This is a genomic window from Arthrobacter sp. 05T47, from assembly GCF_056395825.1.
The window spans coordinates 1-14193 of the sequence record NZ_JBFTKG010000054.1 but is presented as its reverse complement, the minus strand read 5'-3'; the positions used below and the strand labels follow the sequence as shown (position 1 = coordinate 14193).

The following is a 14193-nucleotide window of genomic DNA, read 5'->3' as shown; positions in this document are numbered from 1 at the left end:
GTGCCGGCCGTTGCGGCCACCGGGCCGGAGCCCAGGGTCGCGGCTGCCAGCAACACGAGGGTGGCCGAGGCGAGCCGCCGCAGGGTACGGGACCTCGCTGGCCGGCGCGGGCCTGCCGGCGGGAAAACGGGCTTCGTGTGGGAGTTAGGGATCAAGGCAGTTTCCATCCGTCGGCGAGGGCTTTTTCTTTCAGTCCGGACCATTCCTCGGCGGGCGGCGGCCCGGCGGGCGTGCAGGCGGGCCCGGCTGCGAAGGGCGGAACCAAGTACTTGGGCGCACTGACGTTGGGCGGGGCCGCGAAGTCGAGGACCTCGGCGATGTTGCGTGCCGCCTGGTCCCTGGGCGTCAGCGGTGGCAGGTTCCACCGCCATTCGATGGCTTTCAAGACGGACGTGTGGTCGTAGACATCGTGGGCGACATACCGGCGTCGGGCGCGTGGGGAAATGACCACGGACGGCACCCGGAAGCCGCGCAAAGCGGTCTCCGGGCTGGTGTCCGGAGCAGTTGCCGGCGGGACGTGGTCGTAGAAGCCGCCCCACTCGTCATAGTTGATGACCAGCATGGTGTTCGCCCACGCCGGGCTTGTGGTGACGGCGTCATAGACCTCGGCCAGGAAGAGCTCGCCGGACCGGATGTCCGCGTGGGGGTGGTCATCACCAGAGGTTCCCGAACCCTCGTCCGTGAAGCGGGGATCGACGAAAGACACGGCGGGGAGGTTCCCGGAGCCCGCGTCGGCGAGGAACTGCGAATAGTGGTGGGAGATGCCCACGTACTTGGATCCCCAGAGGGCGGTGAAGGGGATGTCGCCGTAGTAGTACTTGCCCTCCACACCGGCCTCGGCCAGCCGGTCCCAGATGGTGGGCAGGGTGCTGGTAACGGTGGAATTATGGGTCCGGTCCGTGGCGGCCGAGTGCTGGTAGAACCGGTTCGGGTACGTCTCGGCCATGGTGGCGGCAAAGTAGCGGTCGCAGACGGTCCAGTCCGGAGCGGCCTGCCGCCAGAAATCGAGGTCTGCTGCCTCGTAGTATCCGACGGCGAATTCGTCGTTTTCGCCGGCGCGGAGCCAGCCGTCGTTCTTGCCGTTGTTGTACTGGATCCGGCCGCCTTCATAGGAATGGTCCGGGTCCGGGTGGCCGCAGCCCTGGTAGTCCGTGAGGTGGTGCGTGGTGTGCGGGATCCCGTACCGGTCCGTGTAGCTCAGGCCGGCTTGTTGGCCGTCGGCGCCGGGCAGCCAGCCCATGAAGTGGTCGAAGGAGCGGTTTTCCATCATGAGCACGATGATGTGGTCGATGCCGGATGCGGCAGCCGGGGGCAGGGCGGGCACCGCGGCCGCGGCGGACCGCAGGCTGATCCCGGCGKTGGCTGTGGCCGCTCCGGCGGCGGTCAGGAACGTGCGTCTGGAGAAGTTCACGCCCAGCAGTAGATCACAGCAAGGTTAAGGTAAGCCTGCTTTCGATCCCGGGTTCACTGTTTGTTCACCGGGTGTTCTTGGGCGCCAAAACTGCCGCTGCCGCTAGCCAGCCGCTGGTGCCGAACCGTTTCCGGATGCCTCCTGGCCGTATTCGGCCGTGATCAGGATGGGAAGGTGGTCCGAGGCGCCGCGGGGGAGAGTCTCGACGCTTTCAATCTCCAGCCCCTGGGAGGTGGCGAAATCGAAATGGCCCTTGAACACCTTGTACCGGGTGTAGGTCCGGCGGTCACTCATGGTGAGGTCGTAGCCGGCGTCCTTCATCTGCGCGGTCAGGGACTTGGTGAAGAACGGGTAGTTGAAGTCGCCCACCATCAGCGACATCAGGCCGCCGCCCATGCTGAGCAGCTCGGCGTGCGCGGCGTGGATCTGGTTGCGCCGCAGCGAATTCGACGCCGTCAGCGGTGCCGCATGGAAGGAGGCGATAACGAGTTCGTGGTCGGTCTCGTTGTCGGTCACACGCGTGCCGATGAGCCGCTCGTGCGCGGGGGCCAGGACACGGTCGTGGAGGGACTTCTTCAGGGCGAACGTCTGGGTGTCGTAGGCCGTGAAGCGGTCCTTGCGGTAGTAGATGGCCAGGCCAAGACGGTTCCCCCGGGTGGCGTCGGCCAGGTGCAGGTCGCCGATGGTGTCCGGCAGGTCCTCGGTATCGCACTCCTGGAGGCACAAAGCGTCAAGCTCGAAATCGCCGGCCAAATCGACCAGTTCACCGCTGGCCGCGTGCTTGCGGAGGTTGTAGCTGATGACTCGAATCAGGGGAGCACCTCTTCGGATGATAGTTGCGTAAGCTCTGACCGAGTCTACCCAGTCCGGCTGTCCGATCATGGACTATTGAGCCGGCGTCTGCCGCCGCGGTCGGGTTCTGCCGCCCGGTCGGGGCCCGCTGCTGGAGCGGGCGGTGGCGGATGCTCGAGGCGATAGGGTGGTGGAATTCTCCGATGGAAGCTGCGAAAGGGCGGGGCGTTGACTGCTGTACTACCGGAACTTGCCGAGGGCGATTTCTACTATGAAGTGCTAGGCGGCGGACGGTTCCGCTCCACCGTGCACGCCCAGGGTGCCTGGAACGAACACGAGCAGCACATGGCCCCCGCGTCCGGCCTCATGGCCGATTGCCTGGCCAGGCATGAACCCCGCGAAGACATGCGCATGGCGCGGCTCAGCTACGAAATCCTCGGGCTGATCCCCGGCGGCGAGTTCGAGGTCTTCACCACCACGCTCCGCCCGGGCCGGACCATCGAGCTGGTCCAGGCCGAGCTCGTCGCGGCCGGCCGCACGGCCATCCGCGCCACGGCGTGGCGGATGATTACCTCGGACACCTCAGCCATCGCGGCCTTTGAGGATCCCCGGATCCCGGCGCCGGCGGACTGCGAACCGTACGACGCCGCCAGTGTCTGGCCCGGCGGCTATATTGCCTCGCTGCAGATGCGGATGGCTGAGGGCCACCGGGCGGGCTCGGGAACGGTCTGGCTCCACACCGACCACCCGCTGACAGACCAGGCGGACAGCGGCGACCTCGCCCGGCTGGTCGGCCTGGTGGACACGGCCAACGGGATTGCGGCCCGCGTCCCGCCGGGCAAGGGCAGCTACGCCTTCCCCAACCTGGACCTGCAGATCCACATGTACCGCCAGCCTGAGGGTGAATGGCTGGGGCTGGACAATGAAGTGTCCTTCGGCACCGACGGGATCGGGCTGACGTCCACGGTGCTCCATGACCTCACCGGCCCGTTTGGCCGCGCGGAACAGATCCTGACACTGCGTAAATCCTGACACTGCGTAAATCCTGACACTGCGTAAATCCTGACACTGCGTAAATCCTGACACTGCGCAGATCCTAAGGCCGTGCAAGTCCGGGTTCGTGTGGCGGGCCCTAGCTTGTATGGAAGACGAGCCAGCCGGCCAGGGTGGCCAGCGCCGTCAGCGCGGCACCCCAGAGGATGTCGACAACAATCAGTTGCCACGGCCAGGTCTTGAGCGTGGCCGCGTTGGTCAGATCGTAGGTGGCGTAGGCAAACGTGCCGAGGGCGGCACCATAGCCGACGGCGCTTAGCCAGCTGCCGCCGTCGAGCGCCGGCGTCAGCGCGAAGAACACGATCCCGGCAATGTAGATCACGTAGAACACCACCGCGTACCCTAGATTGGGCTTGTCGGCCAGGAGATCACCGATCTGGCGGCGGTAGAACGGGTTCATCGTCTTGAGCCAGATGGCGTCGATGACGGCGAATGCGGCGGCTACGACGAGGAATTGCAGAATGACCATAAGGGAGCATAACAACATGCCGCAGGCGCCAGCCGGACCCCGGACACTGACGGTGGTGCGGCAGGAGGAATCCCTGGGCGCCGCGGCCGACCTCGGCCTCGCGCTCGAGCTCCTCCAGAAGGTCAAGACGGGTTCGCTGGGGCCCATGCTCAGGCTCTACCGGCCGGTTCCGACCGTCGCCTTCGGACAGCGAGACACCCACCTGCCCGGCTTTGAGGCCGCTGCCGCCGCCTGCCGGGAACTGGGCTTCGAGCCGCTGGTCCGCAAGGCCGGCGGCCGCGCCGCGGCCTACCACGAGCGAACGCTCGTCATCGATCACCTGGAACCCGAAGCGGACGCCATCGCTGGGGCCAAGGGACGGTTTTCGCGCTTTGGCGAACTGCTCGCCGGGGCACTGCGCGACGCCGGCGTGGAGGCCGGCGTCGGTGAGATCCCGGGGGAATACTGCCCCGGTGAGTTCAGCGTGCACGGCAGCGACCCGCTGATCCCGGAGCGGCGGATCAAACTCGTCGGCACTGCCCAGCGGGTGGTTGCCGGCGGCTGGCTTTTCAGCTCCGTGATCGTGGTGGCGGACTCAGCTCCGATCCGCGCTGTCCTGGAGGCCAGTTACGCCGCCCTTGGCCTGGAATGGGATCCGGCGACGGCCGGCGCGGCCGATGACCTCGTGCCGGGCCTCGACGTCGACGCCGTTGAGGCCGCGGTGATCGCCGCGTACGGACGCTACGCCCCGCTCAGCTACGCGGAGTTCCCGAGCCTGCTCTAGGAAGGTCCGCAGCTTCCCCGGTCCACCGCCGGATAAATGGTCCACCGCCGGATAAATACCGGCATCCGGGACTAATTCGGCAAATGGTGCAGTTATGCAGTTGGGACCCGGAACCGGTTCTGCACGGAACGCGCTGTTTGGGCGCCGACGGGAACGAGACCACGTGACGACAACGCCTGCCGAGGGAGTCGGCTTCCGCTCCAAACGCGGACCCGTCCTCATCGCCCTGATGCTTTCGACCGGTCTGGTGGCGATCGACGCGACGATTGTGGCGACGGCCGTGCCTTCGATTGTGCATGACATCGGCGGGTTCACGTCTTTCCCGTGGCTTTTCTCGGCCTACCTGCTGGCCCAGGCCGTCTCGGTTCCCGTCTACGCGAAGCTCTCCGACACCATCGGCCGCAAGCCGATCATGCTCCTCGGCATCGGGCTGTTCCTGCTCGGCTCGGTCCTCTGCGGAGTCGCGTGGAGCATGCCGGCGCTCATCGCGTTCCGCGTGGTGCAGGGCCTGGGGGCGGGTGCGGTCCAGCCGATGGCCATCACSATCGCCGGCGACATCTACACGCTGGCGGAGCGGGCAAAAGTTCAGGGCTACCTGGCCAGTGTGTGGGCGGTCTCCTCTGTGGTTGGCCCGACGCTCGGGGGAGTGTTTGCCTCACTCGGCATCTGGCGCGGCATTTTCCTCGTGAACATTCCGCTGTGCCTGGTGGCAGGGTGGATGCTGGTCCGGTCGTTCCACGAGGATATCGAGCCCGTGAAGCACCAGGTGGACTATCTGGGGGCGGGGCTGCTCACCACCTCACTGACCCTGCTCATCCTTGGGGCCCTCGAAGGCGGCCAGGCCTGGGCCTGGAACTCCGCGATCAGCACCGCAGTGTTCGCCGGCGGCGCCGTCTTGTTCGCCGCGTTTATCCTCGTCGAGCGAAGGGCGGCGGAGCCGGTCCTGCCGCCCTGGGTTGTGTCCCGGCGGCTGCTGGCGACGACGGCGATGATCGCCTTCGGCGTGGGAGCGGTCTTGCTTGGTCTGACCTCCTACGTTCCCACCTTCCTGGTAGGAGCCCTCTCGACCTCTCCGATCCTGGCCGGGCTCGCCCTGGCGGCGCTGACCATCGGCTGGCCGATCAGCGCGTCCCAATCGGGCCGCCTGTATCTTCGGATCGGGTTCCGGAACACTGCCTTGATCGGCGTCACGATCACCGTCATCGGCACAGCCGTCCTTGCCCTCACCGCCTCCGCGCCGAACGTTGCGCTGGTTGCGGGCAGTTGCTTCATTATCGGGCTTGGACTCGGGCTCGTTGCGACCCCGACTCTCATCGCCGCCCAGTCGAGCGTCGAATGGAACGAGCGCGGCGTGGTCACCGGGACCAACCTTTTCGCCCGGTCGATTGGCAGTTCCATCGGCGTCGCCGTTTTCGGGGCGATTGCGAACGCGGTCTACGCCAGCTCCCCGCACGGCGAGACGGATCCGCATACCATCGTGGCGGCCTCGTCCGCCGTGTTCCTGGCCGTCATGATCTGCGCCGTACTCACGGTCCTCGCCGTCGTCGCGATGCCCGCTACCAAGCCGGTCAAACAGGCCTACGCCGGCGCGCGAAAGTAATCCGAAAGTCCTGCTGAGGGGTCGGGCAGTCTCCGGCCCGTCACCGCCGCCGGGAGAGGCTGCCCAGGTTGCGGTATTTTTCGAGCCGCGGGGGGAGCAGCTCGTTGACTTCGACGCCGGAGAGGGTGGCGAGTTCGTATTCGATGGCCCGGCTGAGGCGCCGGCAGAAGGCTTGTGCCTCGTGCGCGGCATCGGGGCGTTCGTCCACGATGTGCTCCACGAGTCCGTTGGCGTGCAGGGCTGCGACGTTGACGCCCTGGGCCTCGGACATGGCCGGGGCGAAGTCCGTGTTCCGGTGGACGATTGCGCTGGCGCCCTCGGGCGGCAGCGGCGAGAGCCAGGCGTGCTGGGCGGCGATGGTGCGATCCGCGGGCAGCAGGGCCAGTGCACCGCCGCCGGCGCCCTGTCCGAGCAGCACGGACACGGTCGGTGCGTTGAGGCCAATGAGGTCGTGCAGGGAGCGGGCGATCTCGCCGGCCAGGCCTCCTTCCTCGGCCTCCTGGGACAGGGCGGCGCCGGCGGTGTCGATAATCGTGACGAGCGGCAGCCCGAGTTCCCCGGCGAGGCGCATCCCGCGCCGGGCCTCGCGGAGGGATGCCGGCCCCATCGCCGTCTGCCCCACTACAGTGTGTCCTCTGCCCGTCTGTCCCATGTCTGTCTGTTCTCTGCCCGTCGGCCACGTCGGCCGGGGCCGGGTGTGGCCGATCACCACGCAGGATTCCTGGCCGAATCGGGCCAGGGCCAGATGCAGGCCGGGGTCCTTTTCGCCCTGGCCGGTGCCGTTGAGCGGCAGCACGTCCCGGGCGCCGTGCGCCAGCAGCTGCCGCACATCCGGCCGGCGCGGATTGCGGGAGATGCCGATCGATTCCCAGGCGGTGGCGCCGGACGGCTTCACGGACAGCGTCGCCGGAGCGGCGATCGGCGCGTGGGGCCGGGCGACCAGGATGCTCAAGGCGCGGTCGACGACGTCGGACAGTTGCGAGGGCGGGACCACCGCGTCGACCAGCCCTTTGTCGAAGAGGTTCTCGGCCGTCTGGACGTTTTCCGGAAACGGGGTTCCGTGGAGGGCCTCGTAGACCCGGGGGCCGAGGAAACCAAGCAGGGCTCCGGGCTCGGCGGCTGTGATGTGGCCGAGGGACCCCCATGAGGCCATGACGCCTCCCGTGGTGGGATGCCGCAGGTAGACCAGGTACGGCAGCCCGGTCTTCCGGTGGGTCCGGACCGCGGCGCTGATTTTGACCATGGAGAGAAACGCGATGGTTCCTTCCTGCATTCGGGTCCCGCCCGAGGCGGGTCCGGCGAGCAGGGGCAGGCCCTCGCGGGTGGCCCGTTCGACGGCGTTCACGATGCGTTCGGCCGCGGCCTGGCCGATGGAGCCGGCGAGGAACCGGAATTCGCTGATGATGACGGCCACTCGGCGTCCCCGGATGAGGCCTTCGCCGGTGAGGACGGATTCGTCCACGCCGGTCTTGGCCCGGGCTGCGGCCAGCTCCCGCCGGTACTCCGGGTCCGGGCCGGGGTCCGTGACAGGGGCATCCCAGCTCCGGTAGGACCCGGGGTCCAGGACCGCGGTGATGAGTTCGGTGGCATCCAGGTGCCGGACCTTCTGCTCGGTCAGCACGCCGGGCGGCCTTCGTGGTACCGGCCGGCTTCCGCGCCGGCGCCGTTGGCCGTCGCCAGGCCAAGCCACGACCGGATCTGCTCGCCGTGCTGGTCCAGCAGCGGCGGGGCGGTGTGCGAGGTCAGGGTCGTCTCGGCGGTCCCGGCGGGGCCGAAGAACCGCAGCGGGGGACCGGGCAGGCTCACCTTGCCGAGAATCTTGTGCTCGACGTCGATCAGCAGGCCCTGTGAATGGACCTGGTCCCAGGCGTAGACCTCGTCCAGGGTCCTGACCTTCCCGGCCGGGATGCCGGCGTCGTTGAGTTTGGCGAGGAGCGGCGCAGCCTCGAAGTCGGAGAACACCCGCTCCACTTCTTCGATGACTTTCTCGCGGTTCCGCACCCGGTCCGCATTGGTGGCGAACTCCGGCCGCTCGGCGTCGATCCCGAACGTGGCGGCGAACGTGCGCCAGAGTTTCTCGCTGCCCACGCTGATCTGGACCCGGCCCTGCCGGCAGTGGAACAGTCCGTAGGGGGCGATGGACGGGTGGTGGTTGCCCTGGGCGCGCGGAACCTCCCCGGCAACAGTGGCCCGGGTGCCCTGGAACGCGTGGACCCCGATAAGCGCCGCAAGCAGTGAGGTGCGGACAATCTGGCCCTGCCCTGTGCGCTCACGCTGCAGCAGAGCCGCCAGGGTGCCGAACGCCCCGTACATGCCGGAGAGGAGGTCGGCGATGGGGACCCCGACACGCTGCGGATCATCCGGCCCGGACCCGGTCAGCGACATCAGGCCGGCCTCGCCCTGCAGGATCTGGTCGTAGCCGCTGCGCCGGGACTCGGGTCCATCGTGCCCGAACCCGGTGATGGACAGGACCACCAGCGCCGGATTCAGTTCATGCATGCGCGCTGCGGAGAAGCCGAGCCGGTCCAGGACTCCGGGACGGAAGTTCTCGATGAGCACATCGGCGCGTTCCAGCAGTTCCCGCAGAACGTTTCGCCCGTCGTCGCTCTTCAAGTCCAGCGCAATGGATTCCTTGTTGCGGTTGCAGGACAGGAAGTACGTGGCCTGGGGATCGTCCTCGGGGCCCACGAACGGCGGGCCCCAGCCGCGGGTGTCGTCGCCGGTGCCGGGGTTCTCCACCTTGATCACCCGGGCGCCGAGGTCGGCCAGCATCATCCCGGCATGCGGGCCGGCGAGGGCACGGCTCAGGTCCACCACGAGGTAGCCGGTCAGGGGGCCTTCGACGTCGGGCGTGGGTTCTGTGCTCATGGGGCTGATCCTTCTCTGGCGGGTCTTTGCGGGAGCGTGTATGGCTTGGCTAGCTGGATTAGTGGCCTAGCCTCCTAGACACTAGGTGTCTTTGTCAATAGTTCTCCGGTAGTCTTAGGGGTCAGGACAGGCTGGAAGGACGCGCATGGCAAAGCAGGCGGCAACGCATCAGATTTCCCGCGTTTCGCGGCCCCGGCTCTATGAACAGCTGGTGGAGCAGATCATGGACTTCATCGAGTCCGCCGAGCTGGGTCCCGGCGACACGCTGCCGGCTGAACGGGAACTTGCCGAGCGGCTGGGGGTTTCGCGGGCAACCCTGGCTCAAGCTTTGGTGGCCCTCGAAGTGCTCGGCGTGATCGACGTCCAGCACGGCACCGGAGCGGTGCTGGTCTACCGGCCCAACGTTCCGTCAGTGATCAAGGGACTCCGCGAGCACCGCAGCCGTTTGCCGGAGATCGTTGAAGCGCGGAGCACGCTTGAGGTCAAGCTCGCCGAGCTGGCCGCGGCCCGGCGCACCGGGCAGGACATGAACGCCATCGATCGCGCGCTCGACGAGATGGCGGCCGAGGTTGCCTCCGGTGAGCGGGGTGCGCGCGGCGACGAGCTGTTCCACCAGGCTGTCACGGCCGCGGCGCACTCGGCAGTCCTGGCGCAGCTGATGACATTCATTGCCGGCATGGTCCTGGAAACGCGGCTCGAATCCCTCGGGCAACCGGGCCGTCCGGAGCAATCGCTGGCCTCCCACCGCAAAATTGCCGAGGCGATCCGGGCCCAGGATTCGGCGGCCGCCGCGGCGGCGATGCTGGAACACCTTGACCTTGTCTCCGATGTTGCCCTGCTGAAAAACAGCTGAACGGGCATGAACGTGGACCTTTCCTTCGAACCGCCGTGTGGCCCTGTCACCGGGTGGCGCGACGGCGCCGTCGTGCGTGCCACCGGCATTCCGTATGCCACCGCGGAACGGTTTGAGCCGCCTGCGCCGGCACCCGACTGGTCCGAGGTGCTCGCGGCGACCTCCCTGTCCCCGGCGTGCCCGCAGGCCCCGGTGCCCTTCCTGGACGACGTGCTCGGCACCCGCTACGGAGAACTCCCCGGCGACGAGCACTGCCAGCGCCTCTCGATCACCCTGCCCGCCGACCTCGACGACGGCGAGCGGCTCCCGGTGATGGTGTGGCTGCACGGCGGGTCCTACACCTCAGGTTCCGGGGATCTGGCGATTTTCGACCCGGCGGCGCTGGTTGCCGAGACCCGCGTCATTGTTGTCTCGGTGACCTACCGGCTGGGCCTGTTCGGTTACCTGTCCACCAGCAGCGGCAGGCCCGCCAACCTGGGCCTGCTGGACCAGCTCGAGGCGTTCCGCTGGGTGCAGCGCAACATCGGATCGTTTGGCGGAGACCCGGGCAGGGTCACCGCGTTCGGGCAATCCGCCGGGGGCGACGCCGTGGCGCACCTCATGGCAACGCCGGATGCGGCGTCGCTCTTCCAGAGGGCCATCATTCAAAGTGCCCCGCTTGGCATTACCCGGGGGAGGGAAAAGATGAACGCCGCCATGGGTGCCGCTGCGGAGGTGGTCACCGAGGCCACCCCGGCGATGGACGTCGTTGCCCTCGAGGAGGACGTCGCGCGGGCGGCCCGGAAGTTCGGGCTGATGGCTGCCATGCCGTTCGGGATCCAGTATGGGCATTCACCGCTGCCCAAGGAATCCGACCTGGACGGTGCCTGGAATGCCACTGCCCCCGGGATCGACATCCTGATCGGCCATACGGCGGAGGAGGCCCGGCTGTTCCTGCCCCGAAGCCCGCAGCTGAGCCGCGTGGCGAGGATTCCCGTCGTCGGCAGCGCAGTGCTCAAAGCGGTGACGTGGGTGGTCACGGAACTGGTGTACGGCAAAGCAACAAGGCAGTTTTCCAAACGGCATGTGCGCGCGGGAGGACGGGCCCACCGCTACGTGCTGTCCTGGCGCGCACCGGGAAACCTCTACGGCGCAGCGCACACCGTTGACCTGCCCCTGCTGTTCGGCGATCAGGGCACCTGGCGGGGCGCCGGGCTTCTTGATGGCGCCACCTGGGACGACATCCATGCCGACGGCCGGGCGATGCGTGCACTCTGGGCGCAGTTCGCGCGCGGGGAAAGCCTGGGGACCCGAGGCGAGATTCCCGGCTCACTGCGGTACCACTCGGTCTGAACCCGCCGGGGGGTCCTCGGCGTGGTGCGCGGCTGCGGGAACCATTGTTGGGGCAGGTACCGGCAGGGCCTCCCACAAGGGGRCGGCGCCTCATAGGGTTGCTGTATGGACAATCGGAAAGAAGTCAGCGAGTTCCTGGCCTCGCGCCGTGCGCGGATCAGCCCGGAGCATGCGGGCCTGCCTGCCTACGGCGGAAACCGGCGCGTTCCCGGTCTTCGCAGGGAAGAAGTTGCCCTCCTCGCCGGMGTCAGCATCGATTACTACATCCGGCTCGAGCGTGGAAACCTGGGKGGAGTCTCCGACAGCGTGCTCGACGCCGTCGCMCGTGCGCTGCAGTTGGATGAACCGGAGCGCGCGCACTTGTTCGACCTTGCCAGGGCCGCCGKGCCCGCGCCGCGGCCCCGGCGACCCATGCAGCAACAGGTCCGGCCGACCGTGCAGAGGATCCTCGACTCCATGAGCGATGCGCCGGCCTATGTGCGYAACGGTCGCCGGGACATACTTGGCGCCAACCGGCTGGGCYATGCMCTGTATTCCGAGYTCTATGCCGACCCGGTCCGGCCCGTGAACGTGGCCAGGTTCGTGTTCCTGAATCCGCGTGCCCGYRRCTTCTTCCTCGACTGGGAGCGTGCCGCYGGCGATCTCGTGGCCAATCTGCGCACCGAAGCGGGCCGGAAYCCYTATGACCGCGCCCTGACGGACCTGGTGGGAGAGCTCTCGGTGCACAGCGGGGAGTTCCGCGCCCTGTGGGCCTCGCACAACGTGCGCTTTCACCAGACCGGGCTCAAGGACATCCACCATCCCGTGGTGGGAGACCTTCATCTGGCGTTYGARGCGATGGACCTGCCGGCCGATRYCGGGCTCTCCCTCATTGTCTACAGTGCCGAGCCGGGTTCGGCCTCGGCGGATGCACTGAAAATGCTCGAGAGCCGGACAGCCACCAACAGTGCCGATATACCGGTTTCCGCCGTAGCAGCACAGGCCCCGGCACCGGCCCCGCAAGGGGACAATTCCCGCTGAGCCATCGACCGCGCTTGGTATCTCGGCCGCCTAGAACACGACGGCAGCGATCACCCAGAGGATTGCGATGACCCCGAGTGCGATCAGCGGGCGGTTGCATGTGGATGTGACTGTGCTGCCGGATGCCAGTGTGCTGTCGGATGTCACGGTGCTGCCGGCTGCCACGGTGCCTCCGGAGGAGGGTAAACTGGCCGCGCGGGCATCTTGCCACGCCTGCGCGATCTCGTCCCGGCCGCTGGGCGGCACAGGCTGGCTTATGCGTTCATTGCTCGGGAGGATGCTGAAGGGCCGGCTCTTCAGGTCGCTGACATGCCCAAAACCCGACTCGAACGAGCCCGGCGGAGTAGGGGCGCCCCAGCTCACGTACTTTCTGCCCGCGGCCCTGACCACGACCGCGTAGCCGATCTCGATGTCCATGACGGCATTGAAGGGTATCTGGTGGTCGCGGAGTCCGTTGATCAGTTCGAACCCGTCGCTGTCCGCGCGGAGGCACGGCCGCCACTGGGCTGCGTAGACGAACCAGGACCCCAGAACCAGCCACGGGGCTGCCTCCAGGGCCGCCCCGGGTTCTCCGCTGCCCGCCAGCCAGCACAGGGTGCCGGCCGCTGCGGCCCATGCGGTTGCGGCGACAGGGCGGCCCGACGGCGAGCGGTACGTTTTGACCTGCCGCGCCGAACGCCGCACGGACACTGAGCGGCCCGACCGCGGCTGATGCTGCTTCTCCTGTGTTGCTTTCAATGGTCCCCCTCCATTGCCCGCGTCGTCGTCGGGATCAGTGCAATCTACCGCATGCGCTGTTCGACCCGGCGGTCAAAGCCGCCGGCTGTGGCCGGGCCCGGGACCAGTCGAACATGCGGGCGAACTGGAACTATCGCCGCAGGTCTGCCGCTTCAAGGGCCGCGGCCTCCGCTCGAAGTTGCGCGATCCGCAACTTCAGAAATGTGTTCAGCCGGAACACCGTACGTGCCAGAACAAATATCACTGCGGCGGGAAAAGCCCAATAAAGAATTGCAGCGAGCAGGCCAATATCCAATTTCAAACCCCCAATGTCAATGCCACGTTCGCGACTCTGCGAAGCATAGAGGCTTCAGCGAACATTGACGGAGTCATGTAAATCCTTGAGACGGTTGCCGCTTGCGCCCGCAGGGGTCATGACTTCGCCGATGTGCTCGCTTCGTGGCCCAACAATCAGTAACTTCGATTGATTAAWTGACCCCATSGCCTGAGAGTAACCAGAGAAAGCGAATTTAAYCAGATCYGTCACGGGTGTGGATTCTTTGTCATAATGGGGCTGTTTAGCGATTTACTCGTCCGGGACGGGCAGGGCTGCGTGCCTACCGCGCTGGAGGATCCGGCCGTAGTGTGAGGGCCAAGTGTTGTAGCGGCCAGCCGGGCCCTGCAGCGGCGGAGGGGGTGTCGTGGAGGAATCGCCTCAGCTGCGCCGGCGTCCGGGATGGCCCTGGGCGGGGGCCATTCTGCTGGTGGTTGCCGTCGACGCCTTGCTAATCGGCTTTCGGACAGGCGAGTGCATCGACTATGCGCCGGAATCTGGTGCAGTCAGCGCCTGTTCCACCGGCCCGCTCCTCGGGCTGGAAGGCACATGGCTCCTGGCCGCGGTCAGTGTCCTTCTCATCGCTTACCTTGCGCGCCGCTTCTGGCGCGCCGCGCGGCGGCCGTGACCCTGGTTGATAGGTTCGGGCACATGACCCCTCCGGATTTCAGCGTCAGGGCCGCGACCGATCTCGACGCCGCGCGGCTGGCCGAGATTCACATCGCAGCATGGCGGGCTACCTACCGTGGCGTGATGACCGATGAATACCTTGACGGGCTCGACGTCGGGCGGGCAGCGAAGGCGTGGCGCCGAAACATCCTGGAGCCCCGGGGCGGGACTATCCACCTCGTCGTCCAAACCGGCAACGTGGTTGCGGGCTTCGCCATCCTCGGTCCCGCCACGGGCGACGCGGACGCCGGAACCGGCCAGCTCCACGCGATCAATGTGCATCCGGACTGGTGGGCACGGGGCGCAGGCTCC

At 67.4% G+C, this 14193-nt stretch carries 15 protein-coding genes; 8 read left to right on the top strand and 7 right to left on the bottom strand.

Going from position 1 to position 14193, the window contains the following annotated elements; translation table 11 throughout:
- Nucleotides 1–151: 151 nt before the first annotated feature.
- Together AC1DEY_RS21530 and AC1DEY_RS21525 are read right to left on the bottom strand one after the other, a co-directional pair.
- Nucleotides 152–1411, bottom strand: a complete 1260-nt coding sequence (locus AC1DEY_RS21530; protein WP_476869767.1) for an alkaline phosphatase family protein — start codon at nucleotides 1409–1411, stop codon at nucleotides 152–154.
- Between the two features lie 102 nt (nucleotides 1412–1513).
- Nucleotides 1514–2221, bottom strand: a complete 708-nt coding sequence (locus tag AC1DEY_RS21525; RefSeq protein WP_441408885.1) for an endonuclease/exonuclease/phosphatase family protein — start codon at nucleotides 2219–2221, stop codon at nucleotides 1514–1516.
- A gap of 210 nt (nucleotides 2222–2431) precedes the next feature.
- Between AC1DEY_RS21525 and AC1DEY_RS21520 the strand changes: the two genes are divergently transcribed.
- The gene (locus AC1DEY_RS21520; protein ID WP_476869766.1) at nucleotides 2432–3235 is read left to right on the top strand and encodes a thioesterase family protein; all 804 of its coding nucleotides are present in this window, start codon (nucleotides 2432–2434) and stop codon (nucleotides 3233–3235) included.
- A gap of 100 nt (nucleotides 3236–3335) precedes the next feature.
- Here AC1DEY_RS21520 and AC1DEY_RS21515 read toward each other — a convergent pair whose 3' ends face one another.
- Entirely contained in the window at nucleotides 3336–3725 is a 390-nt protein-coding gene (locus AC1DEY_RS21515) for a DUF2177 family protein (RefSeq protein WP_476869765.1), read from the bottom strand.
- 16 nt (nucleotides 3726–3741) lie between these two features.
- Between AC1DEY_RS21515 and AC1DEY_RS21510 the strand changes: the two genes are divergently transcribed.
- Both AC1DEY_RS21510 and AC1DEY_RS21505 read left to right on the top strand, forming a co-directional pair.
- Entirely contained in the window at nucleotides 3742–4488 is a 747-nt protein-coding gene (locus tag AC1DEY_RS21510; protein WP_476869764.1) for a lipoate--protein ligase family protein, read from the top strand.
- 163 nt (nucleotides 4489–4651) lie between these two features.
- Complete coding sequence (locus AC1DEY_RS21505) at nucleotides 4652–6088, top strand: MFS transporter (RefSeq protein ID WP_476869763.1); 1437 nt, start codon at nucleotides 4652–4654, stop codon at nucleotides 6086–6088.
- A gap of 40 nt (nucleotides 6089–6128) precedes the next feature.
- On the opposite strand, the gene AC1DEY_RS21500 is transcribed toward AC1DEY_RS21505, so the two are convergent.
- Together AC1DEY_RS21500 and AC1DEY_RS21495 are read right to left on the bottom strand one after the other, a co-directional pair.
- Nucleotides 6129–7709, bottom strand: a complete 1581-nt coding sequence (locus tag AC1DEY_RS21500; protein ID WP_476869762.1) for a carboxyl transferase domain-containing protein — start codon at nucleotides 7707–7709, stop codon at nucleotides 6129–6131.
- Nucleotides 7703–8956, bottom strand: a complete 1254-nt coding sequence (locus AC1DEY_RS21495; RefSeq protein ID WP_476869761.1) for a CaiB/BaiF CoA transferase family protein — start codon at nucleotides 8954–8956, stop codon at nucleotides 7703–7705. Before AC1DEY_RS21495 ends, AC1DEY_RS21500 begins: the two co-directional genes overlap by 7 nt.
- Before the next feature lie 145 nt (nucleotides 8957–9101).
- Here AC1DEY_RS21495 and AC1DEY_RS21490 point away from each other — a divergent pair, with 145 nt between their 5' ends.
- From AC1DEY_RS21490 to AC1DEY_RS21480, 3 genes are all read left to right on the top strand, one after another.
- On the top strand, nucleotides 9102–9809 hold the full coding sequence (locus tag AC1DEY_RS21490) for a FadR/GntR family transcriptional regulator (RefSeq protein ID WP_476869760.1): 708 nt from the start codon (nucleotides 9102–9104) through the stop codon (nucleotides 9807–9809).
- Nucleotides 9810–9815: 6 nt separating this feature from the next.
- Nucleotides 9816–11141, top strand: coding sequence for a carboxylesterase family protein (locus AC1DEY_RS21485; protein WP_476869759.1), 1326 nt, complete (start codon nucleotides 9816–9818; stop codon nucleotides 11139–11141).
- A 105-nt stretch (nucleotides 11142–11246) separates the two neighbouring features.
- Nucleotides 11247–12161, top strand: coding sequence for a helix-turn-helix transcriptional regulator (locus AC1DEY_RS21480; RefSeq protein WP_476869758.1), 915 nt, complete (start codon nucleotides 11247–11249; stop codon nucleotides 12159–12161).
- Between the two features lie 30 nt (nucleotides 12162–12191).
- On the opposite strand, the gene AC1DEY_RS21475 is transcribed toward AC1DEY_RS21480, so the two are convergent.
- Nucleotides 12192–12899, bottom strand: a complete 708-nt coding sequence (locus tag AC1DEY_RS21475; RefSeq protein WP_476869757.1) for a hypothetical protein — start codon at nucleotides 12897–12899, stop codon at nucleotides 12192–12194.
- 130 nt (nucleotides 12900–13029) lie between these two features.
- Complete coding sequence (locus AC1DEY_RS21470) at nucleotides 13030–13200, bottom strand: hypothetical protein (protein ID WP_476869756.1); 171 nt, start codon at nucleotides 13198–13200, stop codon at nucleotides 13030–13032.
- Nucleotides 13201–13579: 379 nt separating this feature from the next.
- On the opposite strand from AC1DEY_RS21470, the gene AC1DEY_RS21465 reads away from it, so the two are divergent.
- Both AC1DEY_RS21465 and AC1DEY_RS21460 read left to right on the top strand, forming a co-directional pair.
- Nucleotides 13580–13840: a hypothetical protein gene (locus tag AC1DEY_RS21465; protein ID WP_476869755.1), complete on the top strand. Its 261-nt coding sequence runs from the start codon at nucleotides 13580–13582 to the stop codon at nucleotides 13838–13840.
- A gap of 23 nt (nucleotides 13841–13863) precedes the next feature.
- The coding region (locus AC1DEY_RS21460) for an N-acetyltransferase family protein (RefSeq protein WP_476869754.1) at nucleotides 13864–14193 on the top strand (330 nt) is incomplete at its 3' end.